The sequence below is a fragment of the Planobispora rosea genome (assembly GCF_014648175.1).
Taxonomy (GTDB): Bacteria; Actinomycetota; Actinomycetes; order Streptosporangiales; family Streptosporangiaceae; genus Planobispora; species Planobispora rosea.
On sequence record NZ_BMQP01000023.1, the window covers coordinates 44992 to 68822 of the forward strand.

23 protein-coding genes are annotated in these 23831 nt (G+C 71.4%); 13 read left to right on the forward strand and 10 right to left on the reverse strand.

The window, feature by feature from the left end; translation table 11 throughout:
• Positions 1-14 precede the first annotated feature (14 nt).
• The 4 genes from IEZ08_RS22525 to IEZ08_RS22540 all read right to left on the reverse strand — a co-directional run bounded on the left by IEZ08_RS22525 (position 15) and on the right by IEZ08_RS22540 (position 3946).
• Positions 15-950: an oxidoreductase gene (locus tag IEZ08_RS22525; RefSeq protein WP_068921290.1), complete on the reverse strand. Its 936-nt coding sequence runs from the start codon at positions 948-950 to the stop codon at positions 15-17.
• Between the two features lie 162 nt (positions 951-1112).
• Positions 1113-2018: a hypothetical protein gene (locus IEZ08_RS22530; protein WP_189242837.1), complete on the reverse strand. Its 906-nt coding sequence runs from the start codon at positions 2016-2018 to the stop codon at positions 1113-1115.
• A gap of 84 nt (positions 2019-2102) precedes the next feature.
• Positions 2103-2924, reverse strand: a complete 822-nt coding sequence (locus IEZ08_RS22535; protein ID WP_189242838.1) for a hypothetical protein — start codon at positions 2922-2924, stop codon at positions 2103-2105.
• Between the two features lie 161 nt (positions 2925-3085).
• Positions 3086-3946 carry a hypothetical protein gene (locus IEZ08_RS22540; protein WP_068921293.1) on the reverse strand — a complete coding sequence of 287 codons (861 nt, stop codon included), beginning with the start codon at positions 3944-3946 and terminating at the stop codon, positions 3086-3088.
• A 197-nt stretch (positions 3947-4143) separates the two neighbouring features.
• On the opposite strand from IEZ08_RS22540, the gene icmB reads away from it, so the two are divergent.
• From icmB to IEZ08_RS22560, 4 genes are all read left to right on the forward strand, one after another.
• Positions 4144-4551, forward strand: a complete 408-nt coding sequence (gene icmB / locus IEZ08_RS22545; protein ID WP_068921294.1) for a coenzyme B12-dependent isobutyryl CoA mutase small subunit — start codon at positions 4144-4146, stop codon at positions 4549-4551.
• 208 nt (positions 4552-4759) lie between these two features.
• Positions 4760-5941 (forward strand): ADP-forming succinate--CoA ligase subunit beta, encoded by a 1182-nt coding sequence (gene sucC, locus IEZ08_RS22550; protein ID WP_068921295.1) that lies wholly within the window; start codon positions 4760-4762, stop codon positions 5939-5941.
• Positions 5941-6816: a succinate--CoA ligase subunit alpha gene (gene sucD, locus IEZ08_RS22555; protein ID WP_068921296.1), complete on the forward strand. Its 876-nt coding sequence runs from the start codon at positions 5941-5943 to the stop codon at positions 6814-6816. The genes sucC and sucD overlap by 1 nt, the downstream gene beginning before the upstream one ends.
• 289 nt (positions 6817-7105) lie before the next feature.
• On the forward strand, positions 7106-8782 hold the full coding sequence (locus IEZ08_RS22560) for a cell division protein PerM (RefSeq protein WP_068921297.1): 1677 nt from the start codon (positions 7106-7108) through the stop codon (positions 8780-8782).
• Positions 8783-8795: 13 nt separating this feature from the next.
• On the opposite strand, the gene pip is transcribed toward IEZ08_RS22560, so the two are convergent.
• A complete protein-coding gene (gene pip / locus IEZ08_RS22565) occupies positions 8796-9755 on the reverse strand; it encodes a prolyl aminopeptidase (protein WP_068921298.1) in 960 nt (319 codons plus the stop codon).
• A 48-nt stretch (positions 9756-9803) separates the two neighbouring features.
• Between pip and IEZ08_RS22570 the strand changes: the two genes are divergently transcribed.
• Positions 9804-10364, forward strand: coding sequence for a MarR family winged helix-turn-helix transcriptional regulator (locus IEZ08_RS22570; protein ID WP_084779561.1), 561 nt, complete (start codon positions 9804-9806; stop codon positions 10362-10364).
• A 39-nt stretch (positions 10365-10403) separates the two neighbouring features.
• Here the strand turns inward: IEZ08_RS22570 and IEZ08_RS22575 are convergent, their stop codons facing one another.
• On the reverse strand, positions 10404-10814 hold the full coding sequence (locus tag IEZ08_RS22575) for a hypothetical protein (RefSeq protein ID WP_068921299.1): 411 nt from the start codon (positions 10812-10814) through the stop codon (positions 10404-10406).
• An 83-nt stretch (positions 10815-10897) separates the two neighbouring features.
• Here IEZ08_RS22575 and purN point away from each other — a divergent pair, with 83 nt between their 5' ends.
• From purN to IEZ08_RS22595, 4 genes are all read left to right on the forward strand, one after another.
• The gene (gene purN / locus IEZ08_RS22580; RefSeq protein ID WP_068921300.1) at positions 10898-11533 is read left to right on the forward strand and encodes a phosphoribosylglycinamide formyltransferase; all 636 of its coding nucleotides are present in this window, start codon (positions 10898-10900) and stop codon (positions 11531-11533) included.
• A gap of 116 nt (positions 11534-11649) precedes the next feature.
• A complete protein-coding gene (gene purH, locus IEZ08_RS22585; RefSeq protein WP_068921301.1) occupies positions 11650-13194 on the forward strand; it encodes a bifunctional phosphoribosylaminoimidazolecarboxamide formyltransferase/IMP cyclohydrolase in 1545 nt (514 codons plus the stop codon).
• Between the two features lie 354 nt (positions 13195-13548).
• Positions 13549-13725 (forward strand): hypothetical protein, encoded by a 177-nt coding sequence (locus tag IEZ08_RS22590; protein WP_229803406.1) that lies wholly within the window; start codon positions 13549-13551, stop codon positions 13723-13725.
• A gap of 125 nt (positions 13726-13850) precedes the next feature.
• A complete protein-coding gene (locus IEZ08_RS22595) occupies positions 13851-14696 on the forward strand; it encodes a bifunctional methylenetetrahydrofolate dehydrogenase/methenyltetrahydrofolate cyclohydrolase (RefSeq protein ID WP_068921303.1) in 846 nt (281 codons plus the stop codon).
• A 58-nt stretch (positions 14697-14754) separates the two neighbouring features.
• Here the strand turns inward: IEZ08_RS22595 and IEZ08_RS22600 are convergent, their stop codons facing one another.
• A complete protein-coding gene (locus IEZ08_RS22600; protein WP_068921304.1) occupies positions 14755-15402 on the reverse strand; it encodes an FHA domain-containing protein in 648 nt (215 codons plus the stop codon).
• Between the two features lie 181 nt (positions 15403-15583).
• Between IEZ08_RS22600 and IEZ08_RS22605 the strand changes: the two genes are divergently transcribed.
• The 3 genes from IEZ08_RS22605 (at position 15584) to IEZ08_RS22615 (ending at position 18333) form a co-directional block, all read left to right on the forward strand.
• A complete protein-coding gene (locus IEZ08_RS22605) occupies positions 15584-16705 on the forward strand; it encodes a citrate/2-methylcitrate synthase (protein WP_068921305.1) in 1122 nt (373 codons plus the stop codon).
• Positions 16705-16989 (forward strand): DUF3017 domain-containing protein, encoded by a 285-nt coding sequence (locus IEZ08_RS22610; RefSeq protein ID WP_068921306.1) that lies wholly within the window; start codon positions 16705-16707, stop codon positions 16987-16989. The genes IEZ08_RS22605 and IEZ08_RS22610 overlap by 1 nt, the downstream gene beginning before the upstream one ends.
• Positions 16990-17118: 129 nt before the next feature.
• Positions 17119-18333: an NADP-dependent isocitrate dehydrogenase gene (locus IEZ08_RS22615; protein ID WP_068921307.1), complete on the forward strand. Its 1215-nt coding sequence runs from the start codon at positions 17119-17121 to the stop codon at positions 18331-18333.
• A 108-nt stretch (positions 18334-18441) separates the two neighbouring features.
• Here the strand turns inward: IEZ08_RS22615 and IEZ08_RS22620 are convergent, their stop codons facing one another.
• Both IEZ08_RS22620 and IEZ08_RS22625 read right to left on the reverse strand, forming a co-directional pair.
• On the reverse strand, positions 18442-19584 hold the full coding sequence (locus tag IEZ08_RS22620) for a TolB-like translocation protein (RefSeq protein ID WP_189242839.1): 1143 nt from the start codon (positions 19582-19584) through the stop codon (positions 18442-18444).
• Positions 19585-19688: 104 nt separating this feature from the next.
• Complete coding sequence (locus IEZ08_RS22625) at positions 19689-21515, reverse strand: hypothetical protein (protein ID WP_189242840.1); 1827 nt, start codon at positions 21513-21515, stop codon at positions 19689-19691.
• Between the two features lie 65 nt (positions 21516-21580).
• Between IEZ08_RS22625 and IEZ08_RS22630 the strand changes: the two genes are divergently transcribed.
• Complete coding sequence (locus tag IEZ08_RS22630; RefSeq protein ID WP_068921310.1) at positions 21581-22153, forward strand: hypothetical protein; 573 nt, start codon at positions 21581-21583, stop codon at positions 22151-22153.
• A 78-nt stretch (positions 22154-22231) separates the two neighbouring features.
• On the opposite strand, the gene IEZ08_RS22635 is transcribed toward IEZ08_RS22630, so the two are convergent.
• A complete protein-coding gene (locus IEZ08_RS22635) occupies positions 22232-23767 on the reverse strand; it encodes an RNA polymerase sigma factor (RefSeq protein ID WP_068921311.1) in 1536 nt (511 codons plus the stop codon).
• Between the last annotated feature and the right edge of the window lie 64 nt (positions 23768-23831).

Consider the following 23831-nt stretch of genomic DNA (forward strand, 5'->3'; position numbering starts at 1 on the left):
GGAGGCGCCGGTCGCTACGCGGCTTCCGGCAGGCCGTAGTGCACGCCGGTGAGCTTCTCCGACAGCTCCCACAGCCGGCGGGCGTCGGCGGGGTCGGTGGCGGCCCTGACCGGTTGCACGACCTTCGGGTGCCCCCGGTTCTCGAACCAGCCGTCCGGGCCGATGTACTGGCCGCCGAGGGCGCCGGGGTCGGTCGCCGCGTAGAGCTGGCAGAGCGCCCCGACGTCCGCGTGCTGGGCGTAGAGCCGGTTGCCGAGGCTCATGATCGACTTCATCAGCCCGGTCCTGCCGGCGGTCTGCAGGTTGGTGTCGGAGTAGCCGGGGTGCGCCAGCAGGCTGCGCACCGGTGATCCGGCGGCCCTGAGCCGGCGGTCCAGCTCCAGGGCGAAGAGCACGTTGGCGAACTTCGACTGCGCGTAGAAGGCGACGGGTGAGTAGGAACGCGCCCCGGTCAGGTCGTCGTAGTGGATCCTGCCGAGTCTGTGCATGGTCGAGCTGACCGTGACCACCCGGGGGTCCCGGCCGGCCGCGATCACGTCGAGCAGCAGGCCGGTGAGCGCGAAGTGCCCCAGGTGGTTGGCGGCGAACTGGCTCTCGTGCCCCTGGGGGCTCAGCGACCGGGGCGGCATCATGATGCCGGCGTTGTTGACCAGAACGTCGACGCCCACCCCGTCGGCGCGGAGCGCCTCGGCGAACTCCCTGACGGAGTCGAGATCGGCGAGGTCCACCCGGCGCAGTTCGAGGCTGACGGGGCGACCGGCGCCCGCCTCGATCTCCTTGACCGCCTGCCGGCCCTTCGCCTCGTCGCGCACCGCCATGATCACGTGTGCGCCGCGTCCGGCGAGCTCGCGCGCTGTCGCGTAGCCGAGGCCGCTGTTGGCCCCGGTCACGATGAACGTCCTGCCGGTCTGGTCGGGGATGCGATCGGCGGTCCACCGCTTCGTGTTCATGGACGCATGATGCTCTCGATCGCCCCCGGTGTCAGCAGGCGCCCACCGGCCTCGCCGCCGGGAGCGACGTGCTGCCCCGGCCGTGCCGCCGGCCCTGCCGCCGGTCCCACCGCCGGTCCCGCCACCGGGAGCGATCCGGTGGCGGGACCGGCCGGTGACCGGTCAGTTCTCGGTCGTCAGGAGGCGGGCGAAGGGGTCCTCGCCGCCGGCCTCGAAGTCGAGCTCGTCGATGTCGGCCACCTGGGAGGCGGGCGGGGCCTTGATGGCGGACTTCGCACCCCAGCCGGAGTAGCGGCTGTCGTTGAGGTAGGTGAGGTCGAGGCTGGTCAGGCCCCGCATGGACTGTGTCCAGGAGGACACGGCGCGCCGTACGAGCTGGTCGGAGCCGATGTAGAGCTGCCAGTTCACCGGGAGAATGGCGGACTTGGCCGAGGGCTTGGCGCCCAGCAGCGCGCGGACCGTGGGGGAGACCTTGTACAGCTCACCCAGGGTGATCATGCCCGAGTGGACGACGGTCCGGGTGCCGTCCCACGTCCCGCCGGGGCGCTTGGAGATCGTGCGCGCCAGGACCGCCTTCAGCGTGGCGGGTTCGAGGGGGTTGACCATCTGCTGGGCCGGGCTGCCCGGGGAGACCAGGCCGGCCCGGGTGCGCACCCACTTCTTGCCCTCGGGCAGGGCGTCGCCGTAGAACGCGCCGGAGGTGTAGGAGAAGCCCTTCACCGTGATCACGCGGGTGGGGGCGAACAGGTTCTTGAACTCCTCGGCGAGTTCCCTGTCGGCGCTGGGCAGCCTGAAGGTGCTGGTCAGATCCGAGGCGACCACGCCCTTGCGGCCGAACTCCAGCACTCCTGCGCGCCGGCTGAGGATCACCCGGTCGTTCTTCCCCTCGCCGATCAGCTTGCCCTGCTCGTCAAGCTTGACCCCGCGGTGGGCGGTGAACTGGCTCTTCAGCGCGGACACCGGGTCGGCCGGTGCGGTGCGCGCGCTCGCCGGGGCCGCGGCCACCAGCGCGGGAACGATCAGTGCCGCCGCCGCGGCACCGGTCAGAGTGGCGATCATCCGCCTCATCGGGGGGTCCTCCTACGGGTTCGCTGCCTCCGCACCGTCGCGGAGAAGTGAGGAGATTCTTCCGTAGTTCCTGATATTTCCGGGCTACTCACTGTCGGCGTTCTCAAGTTCTTCGGGACGGGCGATCTCGTCGGCGGGGGGCGCCTTCACCGTGACCTCGGAACCCCATCCGGTGTAGCGGGTGTCCATCGTGATGGTCGAGCCCTTCATGCCGGTCGCGTCCCCGGAGTGGGTGGCCGTCAACCGGGCCGGGAGCCGCCCGGAGCCCAGGGCCAGCTTCCAGGTGATCACGGTCTTGGCCTCCTTGGCGGTCGGCTTCTCGCCGAGGGAGGCACGGAACCAGGGCGAGACCTTGTACAGCTCACCGAAGGTGATCTTCCCGGCGTACGAGGTCGGGCGCTTGGTCGTGGCGCGGGTGAGGAGCGCCTTGAGCGTCGCGGGTTCGGCGGCGTTGACCGACTGGCCGGACATCCCGACGACGCCGAACGCCAGGCCGGGCGTCCGGAGCCACTTCTTGCCCTCCGGCATGGACTCGCCGAAGAGCCCTCCGGAGAGGTAGGAGACGTTCTTCACCCAGAGGATCCGCTCGGGCCTGCCCAGTTTGGCGAGCTCCGGCAGGAGCTCTTTGACGTCGTCGGACACGTTCAGGCGCCCGGTCATGTCGATCGCGGAAATCCCGGAACGGCCGAACTGCAGGGAGCCCTTGCGGCGGGCGAAAATCTGGCTTTCGCCGCCCTGGATGACCTTCGTGACATCGGTGAACGTGACGCCCCGGCCGGTGACGAGCTGGCCCTTCAGCGCTTTGAGCGGGTCAGGGGCCTGCGCGTGGGCGGCCGGGACGGACAGCGGGCCGGTCAGGGCGGCTGCGGCTGCGGCGCAGGCCAGAACGGCGGCGAATCGTTTCATGGGATTCTCCCGGGTATTCCCTCCACCCCGTGTGGGAGGGACCCGAAGATCTTCGTGATTGAAGATCACGGTTGAATCTCAGAAACGGGGATTTGTTGTGAATCGATATGAATTTTCCGTGCAGAATTTCAGAATCGCCGGTCAGCCGGGTGAATCACCGGTCAGCCGATCGGGAGCGTGGGAGGCGGGGAGAAGTCGTCGCCGACCCGGCCCGCGTCGGCGGTGTCCTCCGGGGGCGGGGGCGTGAGGGCGACGGTGGAACCCCAGGCGGTGTAGCGGGTGTGCACGACCGTGGTCGTGGGCGTCTTTCCGGCGGGCTGCTTCCAGGTGGTCGACAGGCGGCGGACCAGGTTCGAGCGGTCCAGCCAGAGCCGGAAGCCGACCGGGATCCGGGCGCTCTTCCCCTTGGGCGGCCCGGCGAGCCGGTCGCGGAGCGAGGGGGAGACCTTGTAGAGGGTGCGCAGGGACACGGCGCCCTGGAGATAGGTGCCGGAACCGATCTTGCGCTTCACCGCGGCGTGGGAGAGCAGGGTTCCGAGGGTGGCCGGCTCGAAGATGTTCACGATCTGCGGGAACGTCGCGGTCTGCTTGATGTTCTCCGGGCCGATCAGTCCGAGCCAGTGCTTGCCCTCGGGCAGCCACGTCTCGTAACCGGGCCCGGACAGGTACGCCTCGTTGGGGAAGCAGATCACCCGCGTCGAGCCGACGCCCACCCCGGTCAGGTTCTCGAACTCCTTGATCGCTCCGTGCCCCGCCTCCGTGCGCCCCGTGGTGTCGGTGGCGTACACCCCGGAGGCGCCGAACTCCACCTTGCCCCTGCGCCAGATGGTGACGACCGCCTTGCCGTCCTTGTAGACCCGGCCGACATCCGAGATGCGCAGTCCCACGTGCTCGGAGAACTGCTGCTTCAGCTTCGTCACCGGGGACGGCGGCGCCTGCGCCGTCCCCATCGCCTGCGCCGTCCCCGCCGGCAGCACCGAACCGACCAGTACCGCCGTGACCAGAGTGGCCCACCGCCTCATCGGGATCTCCCTCACCAGGGGTCAAGATCAGCCAACCTAGGCCACCGCGGCGCACGGGGCTACACCCCGGGCTGACAACTCCGCCTCTCCGCTTTGCGCACGTGTGAGCCGTACGGCTGGTGCTCCGGGGGGCCCGGCCGGTTACGCTGCGGGCAACCGCTGCTTCGCGAGTGGGCCGCAGACGAGGAGGTCTGTCTATGGATGCCGTGTCGAGGATCCGTGTCGTCATCGCCAAACCCGGGCTGGACGGGCACGACCGGGGCGTGAAGATCGTGGCGAGGGCGCTGCGGGACGCCGGGATGGAGGTCGTCTACACCGGCCTGCACCAGACGCCCGAGCAGGTGGTGCGCACCGCGATCCAGGAGGACGCCGCCGCGGTCGGCCTGTCCATCCTGTCGGGGGCCCACATGACGCTCTTCGCCAAGGTGATCGAGCTGCTGAAGGAGCAGGACGCGGAGGACATCGTGGTGTTCGGCGGCGGGATCATCCCGGAGGCCGACATCCCGGAGCTGGAGGCGATGGGCGTCGCCCGGATCTTCACTCCCGGGGCGACCACACAGGAGATCGTCGACTGGGTGCGCGGCGCCGTCCCGGCGCGGGTGTAACGCCCGATACCGGGCACCGTTGGTCGAATCCAGAGCCGGACGAAGGCCGGGGGCGGGATTGCGCCACACGACCTGGGCCCCGGTGACCATCCCGGGTTCCGAGGGGGACTAGGCTTCAGTGGCGCAAAAATCGCCGAGCTCCCTCTCGGACAGCGGAGCCGGCCCGCCGACATCTGTACATCAGCCGGACAAGCAAGGACGGACCCTCGTGGACCTGTTCGAACATCAGGCGAAGGAGCTCTTCGCGGAGTACGGCATCCCGGTGCCGCGCGGCATCGTCGCGCACACCGTGGAGGAGGCACGCGCGGCAGCCGAGGAGCTGACCGGCCGTGTCGTCGTCAAGGCCCAGGTCAAGACCGGTGGCCGCGGCAAGGCGGGCGGCGTGAAGGTCGCCGACGACGCCGCCGACGCCGAGCGCAAGGCCACCGACATCCTCGGGATGGACATCAAGGGCCACACGGTCCACAAGGTCCTGATCGAGGAGGCGAGCAACATCGCGGAGGAGTACTACTTCTCCTTCCTGCTCGACCGCGCCAACCGCACCTTCCTCGCGATCTGCTCCGCCGCGGGCGGCATGGACATCGAAGAGGTCGCGCACAACACCCCGGAGAAGGTCGCGAAGGTCCCGGTCTCCCCGATCACCGGTGTCGACCGCGCCAAGGCCCGCGAGATCGCGGTGGCCGGCGGCCTGCCGGAGCGGTCGATCGAGGGCGCCGCCGAGCTGATCGAGAAGCTCTGGGCCGCCTTCGTCGACGAGGACGCCACCCTGGTCGAGGTCAACCCGATGATCCTGTCCGCCGACGGCCAGGTGAAGGCCCTCGACGGCAAGGTCACCCTGGACGACAACGCCTCCTTCCGCCAGCCCGAGCACGAGGCCTACGCGGACAAGGCCGCCGAGGACCCGCTGGAGGCCGCGGCCAAGGCCAAGGACCTCAACTACGTCAAGCTCGACGGCAACGTCGGCATCATCGGCAACGGCGCGGGCCTGGTCATGTCCACTCTGGACGTCGTCGCCTACGCCGGTGAGGCGTTCCCCGGGCAGCCCAAGCCCGCGAACTTCCTGGACATCGGCGGCGGCGCCTCGGCCGAGGTCATGGCGGCCGGCCTGGAGATCATCTTGTCCGACCCGTCGGTGAAGTCGATCTTCGTCAACGTCTTCGGCGGCATCACCGCCTGCGACGCGGTCGCCAACGGCATCGTCTCGGCCTTCCAGCTTCTGGAGAGCCGCGGCGAGGCGATCACTCGCCCCCTCGTCGTCCGGCTGGACGGCAACAACGCCCTCCTCGGGCGGCAGATCCTGGCCGACGCCAAGCTTCCCGGCGTCGAGCTGGTCGACACGATGGACGACGCGGCCAAGCGTGCCGCCGAGCTCGCTGCGGTAGGTGCGTAATGGCTATCTGGCTGACCGAGAACAGCAAGATCATTGTTCAGGGGATGACCGGCGGGGAGGGCACCAAGCACACCCGCCGGATGCTGGCCTCCGGGGCCAAGGTGGTCGGCGGGGTCAACGCCCGCAAGGCCGGCACCACCCACGAGGGCCTGCCGGTCTTCGCCACCGTGGCCGAGGCCATGGCCGCCACCGGCGCCGATGTGTCGGTGGTGTTCGTGCCGCCGGCCTTCACCAAGGACGCGGTCAAGGAGGCCATCGACGCCGCCATCCCGCTGTGCGTGGTGATCACCGAGGGCGTGCCGGTGCACGACACCACCGAGTTCTGGGCCTACGCGGCCGAGAAGGGCAACGCCACCCGCATCATCGGTCCCAACTGCCCGGGCATCGCCTCGCCGGGCGCCTCCAACGCCGGCATCATCCCGGCCGACATCACCAGCGCCGGGCGCATCGGGCTGGTGTCGAAGTCGGGCACGCTGACCTACCAGCTGATGTACGAGCTGCGCGACTTCGGCTTCTCCACCGCGGTGGGCATCGGCGGCGACCCGGTGATCGGCACCACGCACATCGATGCGCTGGCCGCCTTCCAGGACGACCCGGGCACCGATGCGATCGTGATGATCGGGGAGATCGGCGGGGACGCCGAGGAGCGGGCCGCGGCCTACATCGAAAAGCACGTCTCCAAGCCGGTGGTGGCCTACGTGGCCGGGTTCACCGCGCCGGAGGGCAAGACGATGGGGCACGCCGGGGCGATCGTGTCGGGTTCGGCCGGTACCGCGCAGGCCAAGAAGGAGGCGCTGGAGAAGGTCGGGGTGCGGGTCGGCAAGACGCCCAGCGAGACCGCCCGCCTCATGCGCGAGATCATGCAGTCCCGCTAGCGGGATCACGCGGTCCCGCCGGGGGTCGTCTGGCAGCCGCCAGGCGCACCTGAGCGGTTGCGGACGTTCACCGGCTGCCCGCCGTACGGTGGGCGCCGGGAAGGCCGGTACGGCGCTCGCCGTACCGGCACTGTCGTCTACGGGGCGGATTGCCCGGTGGCGGGGAGCGGTGCCGGTTCGGAAGAGGTGCTGGTTTCGGCGGTGAATGGGATGGTTTCCGGAGGCGTCCCGCGACACGCGGGCCGATGAGGGCCCGTTCACGCGCAAGATCCTGAGACCATCGAGTATTGTGACGGCCCTTCTCGACCAGCTCCGGACGGCTCCCCGTACCGTCCTGCGCCGTATCCCCCTGTCCGGAGTCGCAGGTGACGACGACGTCCGCCGCCCGCTCCCCGTCTCCGGGGTGCTCGCCGCGGTCTGGACGCTCGGCGTCGGCCTGGCGGTGCTCACCACGCTCACCCTGATCGGCTGGATCGCCGCGCCCCGCGACGCGCTCGGCCCCGGCCTGCCCGGGGTGTTCCGCACCGCGGCGCAGCTCTGGCTGGCGGCCCACCACGCCGGGTTCGCGATCCCCGGCGGGTCGGTCGGGCTGATCCCGCTCGGATTGATGATCCTGCCCACGTTCCTGCTCTACCGCGCCGGGATCTGGATGGCCCGGGACGCCGACCTGCGGCTGCGGATGCCCGCCCGGCTCCCCAAGGACAGCCCGAAGGACGAGGCCACGGCCCGCCGCAGGGCCCAGCTCGTCCTGGTCGGGCAGGCGGGAGTCTCGCTGGCGGCGCCGTACGCGCTGCTGGCCGGGGGGATCACCTTCGTCGCCCGCAACGAGATCACCCAGCCGTTCCTGGGTGACGTGCTGATCAGTCATTTCGCGCTGGGCTTCCTGGCCGGCGCGCTGGGCACCGTCAGGGTGATCGGGCCGTGGCGGTCGATGGTGCGCCTGCTGCCGGAGCGCACCCGGTCGGTCGTGGCCGGTACGGCCGCCGCGACGGGAGTCATGCTTGCCGCGGGCGCCGCCCTGGTGCTCGGGGCCGTCGTGGTGGGCTTCGACCAGGTGCGGCAGCTGACCGACGTGCTGGCGCCGGGGTTCGTCGGGGGCCTGCTGCTCCTGCTGGTCCAGGGGCTCTACCTGCTCAACGCGTTCATCTGGGGGATGGCCTACATCGCCGGGCCGGGCTTCGCCGTCGGCACCGGCACGCTGGTCGCCCCGACCGGTGTGCAGCTGGGCACGGTGCCGAGCCTGCCCATCCTGGGCGCGCTCCCGGAGGCGGGGCCCACCCCGGCCTGGGTGATGGCGGTGATAGCGGTGCCGTTCGTGGCCGGCGCGGTGGGAGGCGTCGTGCTCGTCCGGGTCGCCCCCTCGCCCTCATACGAGGGGGCGCCCCTGTGGGGGTTCGCCTGCGGCATCGCGACCGGTTGCGTGGCCGGGCTGCTGGCGGCGCTGTCCGGGGGCTCGCTCGGCGGGTCCAGGCTCGCCGCGATGGGCCCGTCCGGGTGGGAGGTCATGCTCTCGGTGACGCTGGAGACCGGCGTCGCCGCCGGGATCTCGGCGGGGCTGGCCAACTGGTGGCTCATGTTCCGGGGCCAGCACCCCGCCGTCGTCAAGGCCGCCGCCAAGGTCGGCACGGCCACGGCCCCGGTCCGCAAGGCGGGCGTCAAGCTGGCCAAGGCCGCCGGGTCGGTGGCGAGCAAGGCCGGTTTCGCCGAGGCGGGCGACTCGCGGGTGCTTCCCGGTCACTGGCTGGACGCCACCGAGTGCGACACCCAGCCGATCCCGGTCATCCGGGACGACTGGGAGGACGAGCACGCCTCGGCCGCGGCGGAGGCCCGGGGCAAGACCTCCGGTAAGGCCCCGCGTCCCCGCCCCGAGGAACCCCGGCCGCCCCGGCGCGACATCGTCGACGAGACCGACGACAAGGGCGGCCACGTCATCTATCTCGACCCCTACGCCTGGGACCGCGACTGACCCCGGCCGGGTGTCACCGCCCGGCGAACCGGTCGGTCGCGGCGAGGATCGCGTCGCGCATCGCGTCGCTGCCGGTGTGCCCCGAGTCCTCGATGACGATCAGCTCCGCGTCGGGCCAGGCGCGGGCCAGCTCCCAGGCGGTGCCGACCGGGGATCCCATGTCGTGGCGGCCGTGGATCAGGACGCCCGGGATCCCGGCCAGCCGCCCCGCGTCGCGCAGCAGCGCGCCCTCCTCCAGCCATGCCCCGTGGGCGAAGTAGTGCGCGCAGATCCGGACGAACGCCAGCAGGTCGTCCGGCGGCTGGTCGCCATAGGCGCCCGGCGTGCCGTTCGACTCCAGGGAGATCACCGCGTCCTCCCAGGTCGTCCAGTCGATGGCGGCCTTCGCCCGGACGTCCGGGTCGGGGTGCTCCATGAGCCGCGCGTAGGCCGCGACGAGGTCGCCGTCGCGGTCGGCCTCGGGGACGCCGGCCCGGAACCGGTCCCACTGCTCGGGGAAGAAGCGCCCGACGCCCCGGTAGAGCCAGTCGATCTCCGAGCGCCGGGTCGTGGTGACGGCGGGGATGACGATCTCCGAGACCCGCTCGGGGTGGCGCTCGGCGTAGGCGAGGATCAGGGTGGATCCCCACGAGCCGCCGTACAGCAGCCAGCGGTCGATGCCCAGGTGCTCGCGGAGCAGCTCCATGTCGGAGAGCAGGTGCTCGGTGGTGTTGAGGCTCATGTCGGTCGCGGGATCGCTCGCGTGCGGCGTGCTGCGCCCGCAGCCGCGCTGGTCGAACAGGACGATCCGGTAGCGCTCGGGGTCGAAGGTCCGCCGTTGGCCGGCTGAGCATCCCCCTCCCGGACCACCGTGGACGACGAGGGCGGGCTTGCCGTCCGGGTTGCCGCAGACCTCCCAGTAGACGAGGTTGCCGTCACCGGTGTCGAGCATGCCGTGGTCGTAGGGCTCGATCGGGGGATGGGGGCTGGCCATGGCACGGGTTCCCTCCGTCAGATCTAACAGTGCTGTTATATTTTAACCATGGAAGTCCCTCCCCGCGGTCCCGCGATTCTCGGGACGCGACTGCGTCATCTGCTCGAACTGCTGGACGGGGACGTCGCCGCCGTCTACGCCGATCTCGGACTGGCGCATTTCCGCCCCCGGTTCACCCCGGTCGTCAGGGTGCTGGCCGCCTCAGGGCCCCGCTCGATCCGCGACCTGGCGCGCGCCATCGGGGTCACGCACTCCGCGGCGAGCCAGACCGTGGCCCAGATGGCCAGGGACGGGCTGGTCTCCCTCGCGCCGGGTGAGGACGCACGCCAGAGGATCGTCGGGCTCACGCCGAAGGCCGAGTCGCTCGTGCCGACGCTGGAGGCGGAGTGGGCGGCCACCGCCGCCGCGGCCGCCGCCCTCGAAGCAGAGCTGTCGTTCCCGTTGAGCCGGATCCTCGACGAGGCGCTGGAGGCCCTGGAGAGGCGGTCGATGCGGCAGCGGATCGCCGATGCGGCGCCCGGCCTCACCACCGGTGCGGCGGCTAGCCTCACCGCCGGTGCGGAACCCGGCCTCACCGCCGGCCGCGCACCGGACGGCGGCGAGGAGTGAGAGCCGGGGAGGGAGCGAGGACGAGGGAGGGAGCGGGGATCAGGGAGGGAACGGGAACTCGAGGCTTCCGGGCTCCACGAACGGGAACCGCTTCTCCATGGCCCGCTCCAGCCGCTCCACGCACTCGTTCTGGGCGGTGACCGTACCCGCCCCGATCTTGCACTCGGCGTAGGCGGACAGCTCGTCGCTGAGGTAGAACTGCAGCGCCGTCACCGAGAGCGAGACCAGGAGCGCCAGCGACGACAGGACGATCCCCGCGACGGCCGCGCCGGTGGGTTTCGAGACCAGCTTGAGCGTGGGGATCGCACGGATCGAGACGACGAGTGCGAACAGCGACATGACCACCCCCGCCAGGGGGAGGACGAACGTCAGCACGACCGCCGCGAACGCCAGCCACAACGCCCGCCGTCCCGCACCCTCGGCGGGCCGTAGCTGGACCGGTGTCGTCACCTGCAGGACCTCCTTGCGTCACGTGAGCCGGGGGGCCGATACCCTTGCACCGGCGTGAGTCCCCGTCCGAATGGAGTGCGTCGGTGTCATCCCAGGCCGTTCGGCTTGTGGTTCTCGTGTCCGGCTCAGGAACCAACCTACAGGCCCTGCTGGACGCTGTGGCGAATGAGGGCTACGGCGCCCGGATCGTGGCGGTGGGCGCCGATCGTGAGGGCATCGAGGGACTGTCCCGCGCGGAGCGCGCCGGGGTGCCGACCTTCGTCGAACGCGTCCCCGACCACCCGACCCGTGAGGCGTGGGATCTGGCGATCGCAGAGAAGATCGCCGAGTACAAGCCCGACCTGGTCGTCTGCGCGGGGTTCATGAAGATCCTCGGGGCCCCGACGCTGGACGCCTTCCCCGTGCTCAACACCCACCCGGCGCTGCTGCCCTCCTTCCCCGGGGCGCACGGGGTCCGCGACGCCCTCGCCCACGGCGTGCGGGTCACCGGCTGCACCGTGATGCTCGCCGACGCCGGGGTGGACACCGGGCCGATCATCGCCCAGGAGGCCGTCCGCGTCTACGACGGCGACGACGAGCACACGCTGCACGAGCGCATCAAGACCGTCGAGCGCGGCCTGCTCGTCGAGACCGTCGGCCGGATGGCCCGCGAGGGCTGGACCGTGACCGGCAGGACCGTCCGCATCGGGCGGTTCCGCGACCTCGGGCACGCCGGTTAGCCGGCGGGTCCCGTGACCCCCGGGCGCCGGTCCCCCCGGACCGCCCGGCCACCTCGGACGACCCGGCGCACGAGCCGGGCGCCCCGGATCACCGGAAGCAACAGGAGGACCAGGAAGTGACCCGCATCGCCATCCGGCGCGCGTTGATCGCGGTGTACGACAAGAGCGGGCTGGAGGAGCTGGCGCGCGGACTCGACGCCGCGGGGGTGGAGATCGTCTCCACCGGCGGCACCGCAGCGAAGATCGCTTCCTTCGGTGTCCCGGTCACCCCGGTGGAGGCGCTGACCGGCTTCCCCGAGTGCCTGGACGGCCGCGTCAAGACCCTGCACCCGCGCGTGCACGCCGGCCTGCTGGCCGACAGCGGCAACCCGGCCCACCTCGCGCAGCTGGAAGAGCTGGAGATCGACCCGTTCCAGCTGGTCGTGGTCAACCTCTACCCGTTCCAGGAGACCGTCGCCTCCGGCGCCTCCGACGCCGAGTGCGTGGAGCAGATCGACATCGGCGGCCCGGCGATGATCCGCGCCGCCGCCAAGAACCACGGAACCGTGGCGGTCGTGGTGAACCCCGGATCGTACGGCGAGGTGCTCGCCGCGGTCGCCGAGGGCGGCTTCACCGTCACCGAGCGCCGCCGCCTGGCCGCCGCCGCCTACGCCCACACCGCCGCCTACGACACCGCGGTGGCCTCCTGGTTCGCCAACGTGTACGCGGCGGAGGGCGACGCCTGGCCGGTCTTCATGGGCGCCTCCTGGGAACTGGCGACGCCGCTGCGCTACGGCGAGAACCCGCACCAGCGCGCCGCCCTCTACAGCGCGGGCACCGGCGGGCTGGCCGGGGCCGAGCAGCTGCACGGCAAGGAGATGTCCTACAACAACTACCTCGACGCCGACGCCGCCTGGCGGGCCGCCTGGGACTTCGCCGAGCCCGCCGTGGCCATCATCAAGCACCAGAACCCGTGCGGTATCGCGGTCGGCGCCGACGTGGCCGAGGCGCACCGCAAGGCGCACGCCTGCGACCCGGTCTCGGCCTACGGCGGGGTGATCGCCGTCAACGGCGAGGTCACCGAGGAGCTGGCCCGGCAGATCGCCGAGGTGTTCACCGAGGTCGTGGTGGCCACCGGGTTCAGCGACGGGGCGCTGGCCGTACTGACCGGGAAGAAGAACATCCGGCTGCTGGCCTGCCCGCAGGGCCCGGCCAACGCGGCCGAGTTCCGCCGGATCGACGGCGGCCTGCTGGTGCAGACGGCCGACCGGGTGGACGCCCCCGGCGACGCGCCCGGCACCTGGGAGCTCAAGGCCGGTCCCGCGGCCTCCCCCGAGGTCCTCGCCGACCTGGCCTTCGCCTGGAAGGCGTGCCGCTCGGTGAAGTCCAACGCGATCCTGCTCGCCTCCGACGGGGCGAGCGTCGGCGTGGGCATGGGGCAGGTCAACCGGGTGGATTCGGCCCAGCTCGCGGTCGCCCGCGCGGGCGACCGCGCCAAGGGTTCGGTCGGGGCCTCCGACGCGTTCTTCCCGTTCGCCGACGGCCTGAAGATCCTCATCGACGCGGGCGTGAAGGCGGTCGTGGAGCCGGGCGGCTCGATCCGGGACGAGGAGGTGATCGCCGCGGCCGAGGCCGCCGGGATCACGCTCTACTTCACCGGCACCCGCCACTTCTTCCACTGAGGCGCCCTCCCGCCCCGCGGGAGGGGTCCCCGGGGCCGCCGGGCCCCGGCAGACGCGGTACGGCCGTCGCATCCCGCGGCGGCCGTACGGGTTTCCGCGGCGCGATGCGACGGATTCCCTGGAACTTTCGCCGAAGCCCTACGCTCGGGGACGGTCCAGCCGATACTTCTGGTGTCGCTCCACATCGCCCCTTCCCTGGAAGACGTCCCGATTCTCCGGCCGCCACCGGACGGGACACTGGGACAGGTGACAAGAGAGTGGCGAAATGAGCAGGTTATTCGGGTTTGATTGCCTTTGACCTGTGATTAGCCTTGAGCGTTCCTTCTTCTCGCCTGCTGGAGATCTCCTATGCCCATGCTCGACCTCATCCTGCCCATCATGGTGATCATCGGTGGTCTCTGGCAGAGCCCGATCGCGCTGGTGGTGCTCGCTCTCGCCTCGGCGTATCTGAGCGGGAAGCTCGTGGAGGTCATTCCCTTCACGCGCCGGATCATCGAGGCCCGTGAGGCGCGGGAGGCCGGTCGAGGCTGAGGTCGAGGTCGAGGCTGAGGCCGCGGGAAGTCCTCCGGGGCTCCGGCGGGACGGGCCGGACGCGGACGGCCCGGCGGGGGCGGTGAGTCGCCGGACGCCGATGATCTCATGAGAGGGTTGGTCTCATGAGCGCGCAGATTCTGGACGGCAAGGCCACCGCGGCCAAGATCAAGGCAGACCTCACGGCCCGGGTGGCCGTGCTGAAGGAGCGGGGGATCACCCCCGGTCTCGGCACGGTCCTCGTGGGCGACGATCCGGGCAGCCAGATCTACGTCGCGGGCAAGCACCGTGACTGCGCCGAGGTCGGCATCGCCTCCATCCGCCGGGACCTGCCCGCCAACGCCACCCAGGCGGAGCTGGAAGAGGTCATCGACGAGCTCAACGCCATGCCGGAGTGCACCGGTTACATCGTCCAGCTCCCGCTGCCCAGGCACCTGGACACGCAGGCGGTCCTGGAGCGCATGGACCCGGCCAAGGATGCCGACGGCCTGCACCCGGTCAACCTGGGACGCCTGGTCCACATGGTCGACGCCCCGCTGCCCTGCACCCCGCACGGCATCGTCCTCCTCCTGCAGGAGTACGGTGTGCCGATCAAGGGCGCCGAGGTCGTCGTGGTCGGCCGCGGCATCACCGTGGGCCGCTCGCTCGGCCTGCTGCTCACCCGCCGCAGCGAGAACGCCACCGTGACCCTCTGCCACACCGGCACCCAGGACCTGGCCGCGCACACCCGCCGTGCCGACGTCGTCGTCGCCGCCGCGGGCGTGCCGCACCTGATCACCGCGGACATGGTGAAGCCCGGCGCGGCGGTGCTCGACGTCGGCGTCTCCCGGGTCGAGGGGAAGATCGCCGGCGACGTCGCTCCCGGTGTTGCGGACGTCGCGGGCTTCCTCACCCCCAACCCCGGCGGTGTGGGCCCGATGACCCGGGCCCTGCTCCTGGCCAACGTGGTCGAGGCCGCCGAACGGGCGTGAGCCCGCCCCGCACACCGCCCGGCCCGCCCCGTGGAGCGTCAGGACGCTCCACGGGAGGTCAGGACGCTCTACGGCTCACCGAGGTCGGCTGCGGTTCCGGAGCGCCGGCCGCGCGCTGCGGCGGCACCACCGGGGTGGGCCTGACCAGCCCCAGGGCGACGACCTCGTTGGCCAGCCTGGTGCGCCGGTTGGTGCCCTCCGGGATCCGGAACTTCTGGTAGAGACGGAGCAGGTGCTGCTTGACCGCGGCCTCGGTCACCACCAGGTCGTCGGCGATCTCGCGCGCGGTCGCCGGTGCGACGAACGCCTCGTCCGACAGCGCCGGCCGGCACAGCGACGTGAGCACGTCGACCTCCCGCCGGGTCAGTTCCGGAGCCGCGGCGCGGCGGAGCTCGACCTCGGGGACGAAGTCCTCGCGGGGGACTCCGCCGATCCTGCCCCGGGCGGCGCCGAAGGAGACGACGTCGCCGTCGTCGAGGACCCTCCGGGCGATCGGCCTGCCGTTCACCCGTGTGCCGTTGCGGGACAGGCCCAGGTCAACGACGTACACGTAGGGTCCGCGCCGGACGAATTCCGCGTGCAACCGGGACACACTCGGGTCGGTGAGGCGGATGTCGACTCCTCGGCCGCGTCCGACCGTCGTGATCTCGGGGCGCAACGGGACCACCTCGCCGGTGTCCTCGATGCGTATGAACGGCCCCTCCACGGCAGTTCCTCCCCAGGTAGCCCGCCGTAACTATTACTACAGCTCCGGCTTACCCAAACGAGGGGATGGGGAATCGCCTTTGCCAGAAGCAGAATCCTTCGTGAAATTGGTCTGGACCTCTCTGAGAGGCTTCACCTGCTCGCGGGTAGACTTCGGGCGAAGATAAGCGGAGGAAACACTCATGGCGGACAAACCCACCAAGGGCCTCGCCGATGTCGTCGCCGCGTCCACGGCGCTCAGCGACATCGACGGCAAGGCCGGACGCCTCTTCTACCGCGGCTATGACATCCATGACCTGGCCGGCCGCACCACTTTCGAAGAGACCGCCCACCTTCTGCAGTGCGGCAGGCTCCCGAACCGGGAGCAGCTGGCCTCCTACGGGGAGGAACTGGTCCGGGGACGCACCCTCGGCCCCCTCGTCGAGGCGAACATCCCGGAGGTCGCGGAGAAGCAGGCCCCGATGGAGGCGCTGCGCACCCTCGTCTCCCTCGCCGGCGGTGACGATCCGGACAAGGACTCCAACAGCCCGGACGCCAACCTGCGCAAGGCCGCCCGGCTGACCGCGCAGCAGCCGCTGCTGGTCGCCCGCTACCACGCGGTCAGGACCGGGAGCACGATTCCCGGCCCGGATCCCGAGCTCAGCATCGCGGCGAACTTCCTGCTCCAGATCACCGGCCGCGCCCCGGATCCCCGCGCGGTGGAGATCTTCGACGCCTGCCTGGTCCTGCACGCCGACCACACGATGAACGCCTCGACGTTCGCCGCCCGCGTCTGCGCCGCGACCCTGTCGGACATGCACTCGGCCATCGTCGCCGCGATCGGCACCCTCAAGGGCCCGCTCCACGGCGGCGCCAACGAGCAGGTCATGCGCACCCTGGAGTCGCTCGACCCGGCCGGCGTGGCCCAGTCCGTGCGTGACCGGCTCTCCGCCGGAGAGAAGATCATGGGCTTCGGGCACCGGGTCTACAAGACCGAGGACCCGCGCGCCACGCACCTGCGCCGGATGTCGCAGGAGCTGGCGGAGGCCTCCGGCGACGACACCTACTACCGGATGTCCAAGGAGATGGAGGAGGTCGTCTTCGAGACGAAGGGCCTCTACCCCAACGTGGACTTCTACGCCGCGACGGTCTACCACTACCTCGGCATCCCGACCGACCTGTTCACCCCGGTCTTCTCGGTCAGCCGCATGTCAGGATGGACCGCGCACGTCATCGAGCAGCACGCCGACAACCGGCTGATCCGTCCGGACAGCGAGTACATCGGCGAGCGCGACCAGAAGTGGAAGCCGATCGACGAGCGGTGATGAGCACAGACAACGATCGCTGGGGACCGTACCCGCTGGTGCTGGCGGGTGCGGTCCTCGCCGTGGCATACGCCGCCCTGGCGCCGAACCCGGACCACCTCTACTGGGCCGGTTTCGCGCTGGGCGCCCTCATCGCGCTGAGCGCGCTCATCCGGCTGGCCGGAGGGGGCGGGCGGATGGCCGTACGCAAGAGGCCGACCGACGCCGTGACGCTCGGACTCCTGGGCCTGGCCCTCATGGGCGGTTCCCTCGTCCTGCGGTTCCCGGACCTCATGCCGGTGTAAAGACATGCCCATATAAGTCGGATGACCGGGTGGCCCGCAGGCTGTGGGCGCCCGTCCGATAGCCTCACGGCCAGTGAGCCTCAAAAGGACTGACTGGCTGGTTGTTCGTTAAGAAGGGGAACCACACGCATGCCCAAGATCAAGGTAGAGGGCCCCGTCGTCGAGCTCGACGGCGACGAGATGACCCGGATCATCTGGCAGTTCATCAAGGACCAGCTGATCCTTCCCTACCTCGACGTCGACCTGAAGTACTACGACCTCGGGATCGAGCACCGCGACGCCACTGACGACCAGGTGACGATCGACGCCGCCAACGCCATCAAGCAGTACGGCGTCGGCGTCAAGTGCGCCACCATCACTCCGGACGAGGCCCGCGTCGAGGAGTTCGGCCTCAAGAAGATGTGGAAGTCCCCGAACGGGACCATCCGTAACATCCTCGGCGGAGTCATCTTCCGTGAGCCGATCATCATGTCCAACGTGCCGCGGCTCGTGCCCGGCTGGACCAAGCCGATCGTCGTCGGCCGTCACGCCTTCGGCGACCAGTACCGCGCCACCGACCTCAAGGTGCCGGGCGAGGGCACGCTGACCCTCACCTTCACCCCGAAGGACGGCTCGGAGCCGATCGAGCTCGACGTCTACGACTTCCCGGGCGGCGGCGTCGCCATGGCCATGTACAACCTGGACGAGTCCATCCGCGACTTCGCCCGCGCCTCCATGCGGTACGGCCTGGCCCGCAACTACCCGGTCTACCTCTCCACGAAGAACACGATCCTGAAGGCCTACGACGGCCGGTTCAAGGACATCTTCGCCGAGGTGTACGAGACCGAGTTCAAGAAGGACTTCGAGGCCGCCGGCCTGACCTACGAGCACCGCCTGATCGACGACATGGTCGCCGCGGCGCTCAAGTGGGAGGGCGGCTACGTCTGGGCCTGCAAGAACTACGACGGCGACGTCCAGTCCGACACCGTGGCCCAGGGCTTCGGCTCGCTCGGCCTGATGACCTCGGTCCTGATGACCCCCGACGGCCGCACCGTCGAGGCCGAGGCCGCCCACGGCACCGTGACCCGTCACTACCGCCAGCACCAGCAGGGCAAGCCGACCTCCACGAACCCGATCGCCTCGATCTTCGCGTGGACCCGGGGCCTGGCGCACCGCGGCAAGCTCGACAACACCCCCGCGGTGATCGAGTTCGCCGAGAAGCTGGAGCAGGTCTGCATCGAGACCGTCGAGGGCGGTCAGATGACCAAGGACCTCGCCCTCCTCGTCGGCGGCGACGCCGAGTGGCTGACCACCCAGGATTTCCTGGGGGCCCTGGACGAGAACCTCAAGAAGAAGATGGCCTGACCACGGTCGTCCGAGCACGCGGGGCCGCCCTCCGGGGCGGCCCTCCGCCTTTTCCGGCGGCCTTTTCCGGCGGCCTTTCCCACGGCTCCCCGGCCGGGGAGCCCGCGGTCACGAGGCGGGGGACACCTCCGGAGGGACCACCGGACCCGTCGGCGGGGTGCCGACAACGATGTGGAGCGGGATGCCCAGCGGCACCGGATCGATCACCTGGCGGGTCACGCCGGTGGAGAGGTCGACCTGGTACATCTCCCGTTTCCCGGAACGGGAATGCTCCAGCAGCATCCGGTCGCCGACCACCGCCCCCCACCGTAGTGCGCCGGTGAAGCAGGGCAGGCGGACGACTCTCCGGACCCGGCCCGGTACCGGGCTCTCGACGACGAGGGAACGGGGGGAGCAGGCTCCGGGCGGGAGGCCGCCGGGACCGGACGGCTTCCCGTGGTACGACTCGGCTATGCGCCCGCCGTCCGGCAGGATCTCGCCGGTCCGCTTCCAGAACCGCCGGGGCAGCCCGCCGATCCGCACGCCCTGGCCGTCGAACACCGCCACGGTGAAGCGGACGCCGTACCTGTCGTACGGGCTCCCGGAACAGGGGACACCGATGATCCGGCGGGCGTCCCGTCCCAGGCTGAGCACCTCGCAGACGTCTTTGAGCACCCGGGTCCTGCCGGTCGTGAAGTCGGTGAGGCGGATCCGCGGCCGCCCCTTCAGGAAGGCGGTGGAGAAGAACCGGCCGTCGGCGGAGACGTCCAGGTCGAAGAACTCCTGGTCGTACGCGGGGACCTCGGTCCGCGGAGCCAGCCGGACCCTTCTGCCGCCGGGCAGGTCATGGGCGACGAAGCGGCTTTCGACCGCGCTGAAGTAGGCGATCCGGCGACCGTCGGGACTCACCGCGAAGGGGAGCCCGAAATGGGCGTTGAACGGGAGCTCGCCTTGATCGTCGCGTAGTGCCCCCGGGGCGTCGGGGATGACGATCTGCTGGAGCCGCCCGCTCTCCCCCATCGGAGTGCCCACCCGGGCGGTGCCCCGCGTCCACACGGCCAGCCGCCAGGCGGGGCAGGCCAGCGGACGCTGGGGGAAACGGCTCTGCGGACCGCGGTAGACACAAACGTCCCGCCAGGCGTAGCTGACGGTGACCGGGAGCGGCGGGGGTCTCCAGGCCTCCGGCGGGGGATCACCGGCCGGAGCGCGGCCTTCCCGGAGCGGGGCGAGCAGGCTGAGCAGGGCCACGCCGACGATCACGCTCGGGAGCACGGGGCCTCCTCCACCGGGACCGGAAATCTAACACGCGGTCCTACTCGTCGGTAACCGGTCCTCCCCCTTTTCCCCGGCCACCAGGTTCGGGCCCGGAGAGGCCGTCACTCCGCGGACACCTTCCCGATCACGGTCTTCCTGGCGTCCTCGACGGGACCGGAGTCCCGAGGCTCGGCGACCCTGCCCGTGGCGGGGTCGACCAGGCGGAGTTCGCCGTCGCCGGGCTCTTCGGGCGAGAGCCTGGCCAGGAAGCGGCCGTCCCCGCTCCAGCCGAGGAACTCCGGGGGGTCGCCGTACGGGGTCAGCTTGAGCTTGATCTTCACCCGGCGCACGGTCCTCCCGGTGGCCGGGTCCACCGTCACCGCCGCCCCGCCCTCGGTGAGGACCAGCAGGCGTCGCCCGTCCGGGAAGGGGCTGGTGACCGACGCGGGGTCGAAGGGCGTTCTCGTGCGTACGGTGCCGCGCAGGTCCACCGTGACCAGTTCGGGCTTGTCCGCCTCGGGTACGGTGACCGCCGCGAGGCCTCGCGGGCCGACGCCGAGCACCCGGGCGAGCCCCGGCACCTCCACGCTCCGCCCGTCGCCGGTGTCGACGAGGCGGGTCGTGCCCGGCCCGGTCGCGGGGGTGAGGGTGACGTACCGGCCGTCGTACGAGAGCACCGGCATCGGGAGGTCCGTGTCGGGCAGCGGGCCGGTGAGGTCGCGGCGGGCACCGGTGCGCAGGTCGTGGTGGACCATCCGCCGGGTCCGGGCGTGCAGGTAGACGACGTGGAAGCCGTCGCCGCTGAGCGCGAACGGCGCGGGGCGCCGCAGCGGCCCCCACCGTCCGGCGAACGCGGCGGCCTGGGGAAACCAGATGGGGTAGCCCGGCCGGTCCGCCGGGAGCAGGTCCCACGCCGCGCAGTCCCGGACGGTCCGGCGGGCGCCGCACTTCGGCAGCGTCGCGTACGCGATCGGCTGGGACGAGATGTTCACCTCGTCACCTGCGGACCAGGCGACGGGCTTCCCGGCCGGACTCGGGACGGTGGCGGACCAGGTGAGGGCGGCGCCCAGCGCGACGGCCACCGAGACGGCCGTGACGGCGGCGGCGACCGCCGGCCGGCGCCCCGGTGCCGGGCGCGGGACGGGCCGCCACGACCGGGTGCCCAGGGCCAGGGCGACGAGGGGCAGCACGACCCAGCCGGCGAGGACGAGCATCCTCACGAGGCCGTCCGGCAGGTGCTCCGGCTCCGTCCCCAGGGTCCCCAGCCCGCACCACAGCGCGGCCACGGACCCTCCGGTCAGCAGCACGTGCGCCGACCGGGATCGCGCGGCGATCTCCGCCGCGACCGGGCCGTCCAGCGGCACGTGCGTGGACCGGGACCGCGCGGCGGCCTCCAGCGCGTCCCGGCCGGCCGGTCCGAGGGGCAGCGGCCGCGTCCGCAACCCTCGGGTCAGGAGTGTCACGGCCGGTACGGTGGCCGCCGCGGCCAGGGCCCACAGCGGGGTGGCCGCGTCCGCGCCGACCAGCAGGAACCGGGCCAGCCCGGAGACGGCCAGCGCCCCCGCGACCACCGCGCTCACGCCCCACAGCCACGTCACCGCCGGAGGGACCAGCCGCACGCCGATATCCTTCCGCCCGGCCGGTCGGGCCCGTGCCAGCCGTACCTCCGCGACCAGCGCGCCGGCGAACCAGCCGAGGACCGGGAAGAGCAGGCGGATCGTGAAGAGGGGTTCGGACGCGAGGGCGACGAGCGCCCCGAAGATCAGGCCGAGGGCCCGCCAGCGGCGGGTGACCCGCAGGTAGGTCAGGATGAGGTCACCGTTGGCGGGGGTCGGCACGAGGCCCTGGCGGCGGACGAACCGCTTGATCTGCCCCGGCTCGACCTGGTCGGTGACGGCCGGGACGAGAATCAGGGCGATCGGGGCGAGAACGAGAGCGATGGGCAGCACGGTCCCCCTTCCGTCCGAACCGGGAATCTAGCATGATCAAATATTGATTTATAAGGGGGCCTACTGTGACTTCCGTCCAGATTCCGGAAATCCGGGACTCCGGGGCGGGGACGCTCACCCGGCGGGACCGGCGCCGTTTCACGGTGGCGGGCTGCGCGGGTCTGGTCCTCGTCGCCATGGGTCTCCTCCTCTGGCAGGCGGGCGTACCGGTCCCGAGGTTCTCGGCCTCCACCGGGGGGCACCAGGAGAAGATCCCTGACAGCGGCTCGGAATGGTCCGATCCTCTCCTCGTCCAGGAGGAGAGGACCGTCGTCAACGACGGTTTCCTGCCGGTCACGGTCGAGGCCCTGACGGCGCACGGCCGGGGGCTGGCCCCGTCCTCCGTCACCGCCCGGGACGGACGGGGCTTCCCCAGAGTCCTCGGGGCGGGGGAGGAACTGCCGGTGATGATTGACTACGCCGTCACCGACTGCGGGACGGCGGTGGAGACGATCGGCCTCCGGGTCCGGGTCGAGCGATGGTGGGGAACCGCGGAGGTGGAAGTCCCCCTCGCGGAGGAAGACAGTCTGTGGAGCACCACGCCGGTCGCATCCGCCTGTGAACACGCGGAGCACATGGCGGAGCGCTCGGGGCGGTGATGCCGCGCACGGCCGTCCCGGCATCGCCGGGGCGGCGCGACACCGGCCGGACGGTCGCGACGCCGCGCCGGGATGACGTCACGGAGCCGTGACGGTGCCGATGACCACCCGCTTGTCGGCGGGGAGGCCGGGCACACGGTGGGCCTGGCCGTTGACCGCGTCGATCCGGTAGAAGCCCAGGAGGTCCCGGCTGGTCTGGCCGGTCAGCATGACGACGACCTCGCGGGCGTTCAGCCAGTCGACGACGTCGCCGGTGACGGGCTCCCCGAGCGCGGGCAGGGACAGGCGCTTGAAGACCCGCCGCGAGGCGGCGTCCACGATGTGGAGGGTGTCGCTCTTGGCCTCTCCCGGTACCGTGGCGGCGGCGTACTTGCCGGTGGGGGAGCTCGCCCAGAAGGGGTACTCGTCGCGGAGCCAGTCCTCGGCCTTCTCGGCGGGCGTCTGCTCCGCGGCGGACAGGGTGGCCGTCGCGCCGGTGGTGAAGTCGGTCCGGAGCCGGCCGGAGGCCAGGTCCACGGTGAAGCTGCGGCCGTCCGGGGAGACGTCGACGGACGGGCCGTGCTCGATGTCGTCCGAGGTGAGAGCCGGAGACAGGTACCGCTTCGTCCCGGCCGGCAGGTCGTGGGCGACGTACCTGAGTTCCGCCGCGCTGAGGTAGGCGACGCGTCGGCCGTCGCGGCTGACGGCGACGCCGAGCTCCCAGGAACGGGTGCCGCTGCGTCCCAGTTCCTGGACGGCGTCGGGGACGTTCAGCGTGGTCCGGCAGGGGAGCGGCTCACAGGTCACCCCGGCGAGATCGGACTGCTCCTCCGGCGGGTGGTTGGAGATCAGCGTCATCTTCCAGCCCGAGCAGAGGACCTTCCCGGCCCACGGTGTCGCGGGACGTGCGCCCGCGCACTCGCCGGGGACCGCGTGGTGGATCACATAGGACGTGCGCGGCGCCTGCCACGGCGTGGGAGCGGCGCTCGGGCCCGGGGCGGAGGCGGCGGTCTCCCGCGTCATGGCCGAGGCCTGAGGGCCGCCCTCCCCCGCGGCCAGGGCGGGGATCCAGGCCTGACCCTGCGGGGTGAGGGCGATGATCAGGCCGACCATCAGCACGAGGACGACCGCCGTCAGCAGGGCCCTGCGCCTGCCCCGGCGGCGCAGGGTCGCCAGGGAACGGGTCGAGAGGTCGGGGACGGACGCCTCGCCCGCCTGCATGGCGAACCGGTTGACCAGCCGCTTGCGGTCGCCCTTGGTGAGGGTCTCGACCCCCTCGGCCAGTTCCGACTCCACGGTCTCGACGGGCAGGCCCAGGATGTCGGCCAGTTCGGCGGGGGACCGGCCGTGGTGGAGGCAGGCCACGACGATGAGGCGGCGCCGGGGCGGGAGCTGCACCAGCGCGGTGGCCCCCGCGGCGCTGGGCCGGCGCAGGAAGGCCCGGTAGAGCGCGATGTGGGCGTGCTCGCCGGGGCTCTCCCAGGCGGCGGGAGGCCAGGCCGTGCCGACGGTGCGCAGGGCCTGCAGCGTCAGCCGGATGGCCTGCTCATGGCTGCCGGTCAGGAGCAGGCCGGTACCGACGAGGGACCGCTGATCGCGCTGAACGAACTCGCGAAAACCGATATATCGCCGCATAGGCCATTGCTCCGCTTGGTCGGGGATCTCAACCGTAGCGAGCTAAGCGGCTAGAGCGCCAAAT

Bases quoted from the DNA above. Each gene is read 5' to 3' on its own strand.
- IEZ08_RS22540 (WP_068921293.1), bottom strand. From the start codon at position 3,946: ATGAGGCGGTGGGCCACTCTGGTCACGGCGGTACTGGTCGGTTCGGTG.
- pip (WP_068921298.1), bottom strand. From the start codon at position 9,755: ATGGCCAGCCCCCATCCCCCGATCGAGCCCTACGACCACGGCATGCTC.
- IEZ08_RS22635 (WP_068921311.1), bottom strand. From the start codon at position 23,767: ATGCGGCGATATATCGGTTTTCGCGAGTTCGTTCAGCGCGATCAGCGG.
- IEZ08_RS22590 (WP_229803406.1), top strand. From the start codon at position 13,549: ATGCTCGACCTCATCCTGCCCATCATGGTGATCATCGGTGGTCTCTGG.
- IEZ08_RS22535 (WP_189242838.1), bottom strand. From the start codon at position 2,924: ATGAAACGATTCGCCGCCGTTCTGGCCTGCGCCGCAGCCGCAGCCGCC.
- IEZ08_RS22595 (WP_068921303.1), top strand. From the start codon at position 13,851: ATGAGCGCGCAGATTCTGGACGGCAAGGCCACCGCGGCCAAGATCAAG.
- sucD (WP_068921296.1), top strand. From the start codon at position 5,941: ATGGCTATCTGGCTGACCGAGAACAGCAAGATCATTGTTCAGGGGATG.
- icmB (WP_068921294.1), top strand. From the start codon at position 4,144: ATGGATGCCGTGTCGAGGATCCGTGTCGTCATCGCCAAACCCGGGCTG.
- IEZ08_RS22570 (WP_084779561.1), top strand. From the start codon at position 9,804: ATGGAAGTCCCTCCCCGCGGTCCCGCGATTCTCGGGACGCGACTGCGT.
- IEZ08_RS22530 (WP_189242837.1), bottom strand. From the start codon at position 2,018: ATGAGGCGGATGATCGCCACTCTGACCGGTGCCGCGGCGGCGGCACTG.
- IEZ08_RS22605 (WP_068921305.1), top strand. From the start codon at position 15,584: ATGGCGGACAAACCCACCAAGGGCCTCGCCGATGTCGTCGCCGCGTCC.
- IEZ08_RS22610 (WP_068921306.1), top strand. From the start codon at position 16,705: ATGAGCACAGACAACGATCGCTGGGGACCGTACCCGCTGGTGCTGGCG.
- IEZ08_RS22525 (WP_068921290.1), bottom strand. From the start codon at position 950: ATGAACACGAAGCGGTGGACCGCCGATCGCATCCCCGACCAGACCGGC.
- IEZ08_RS22615 (WP_068921307.1), top strand. From the start codon at position 17,119: ATGCCCAAGATCAAGGTAGAGGGCCCCGTCGTCGAGCTCGACGGCGAC.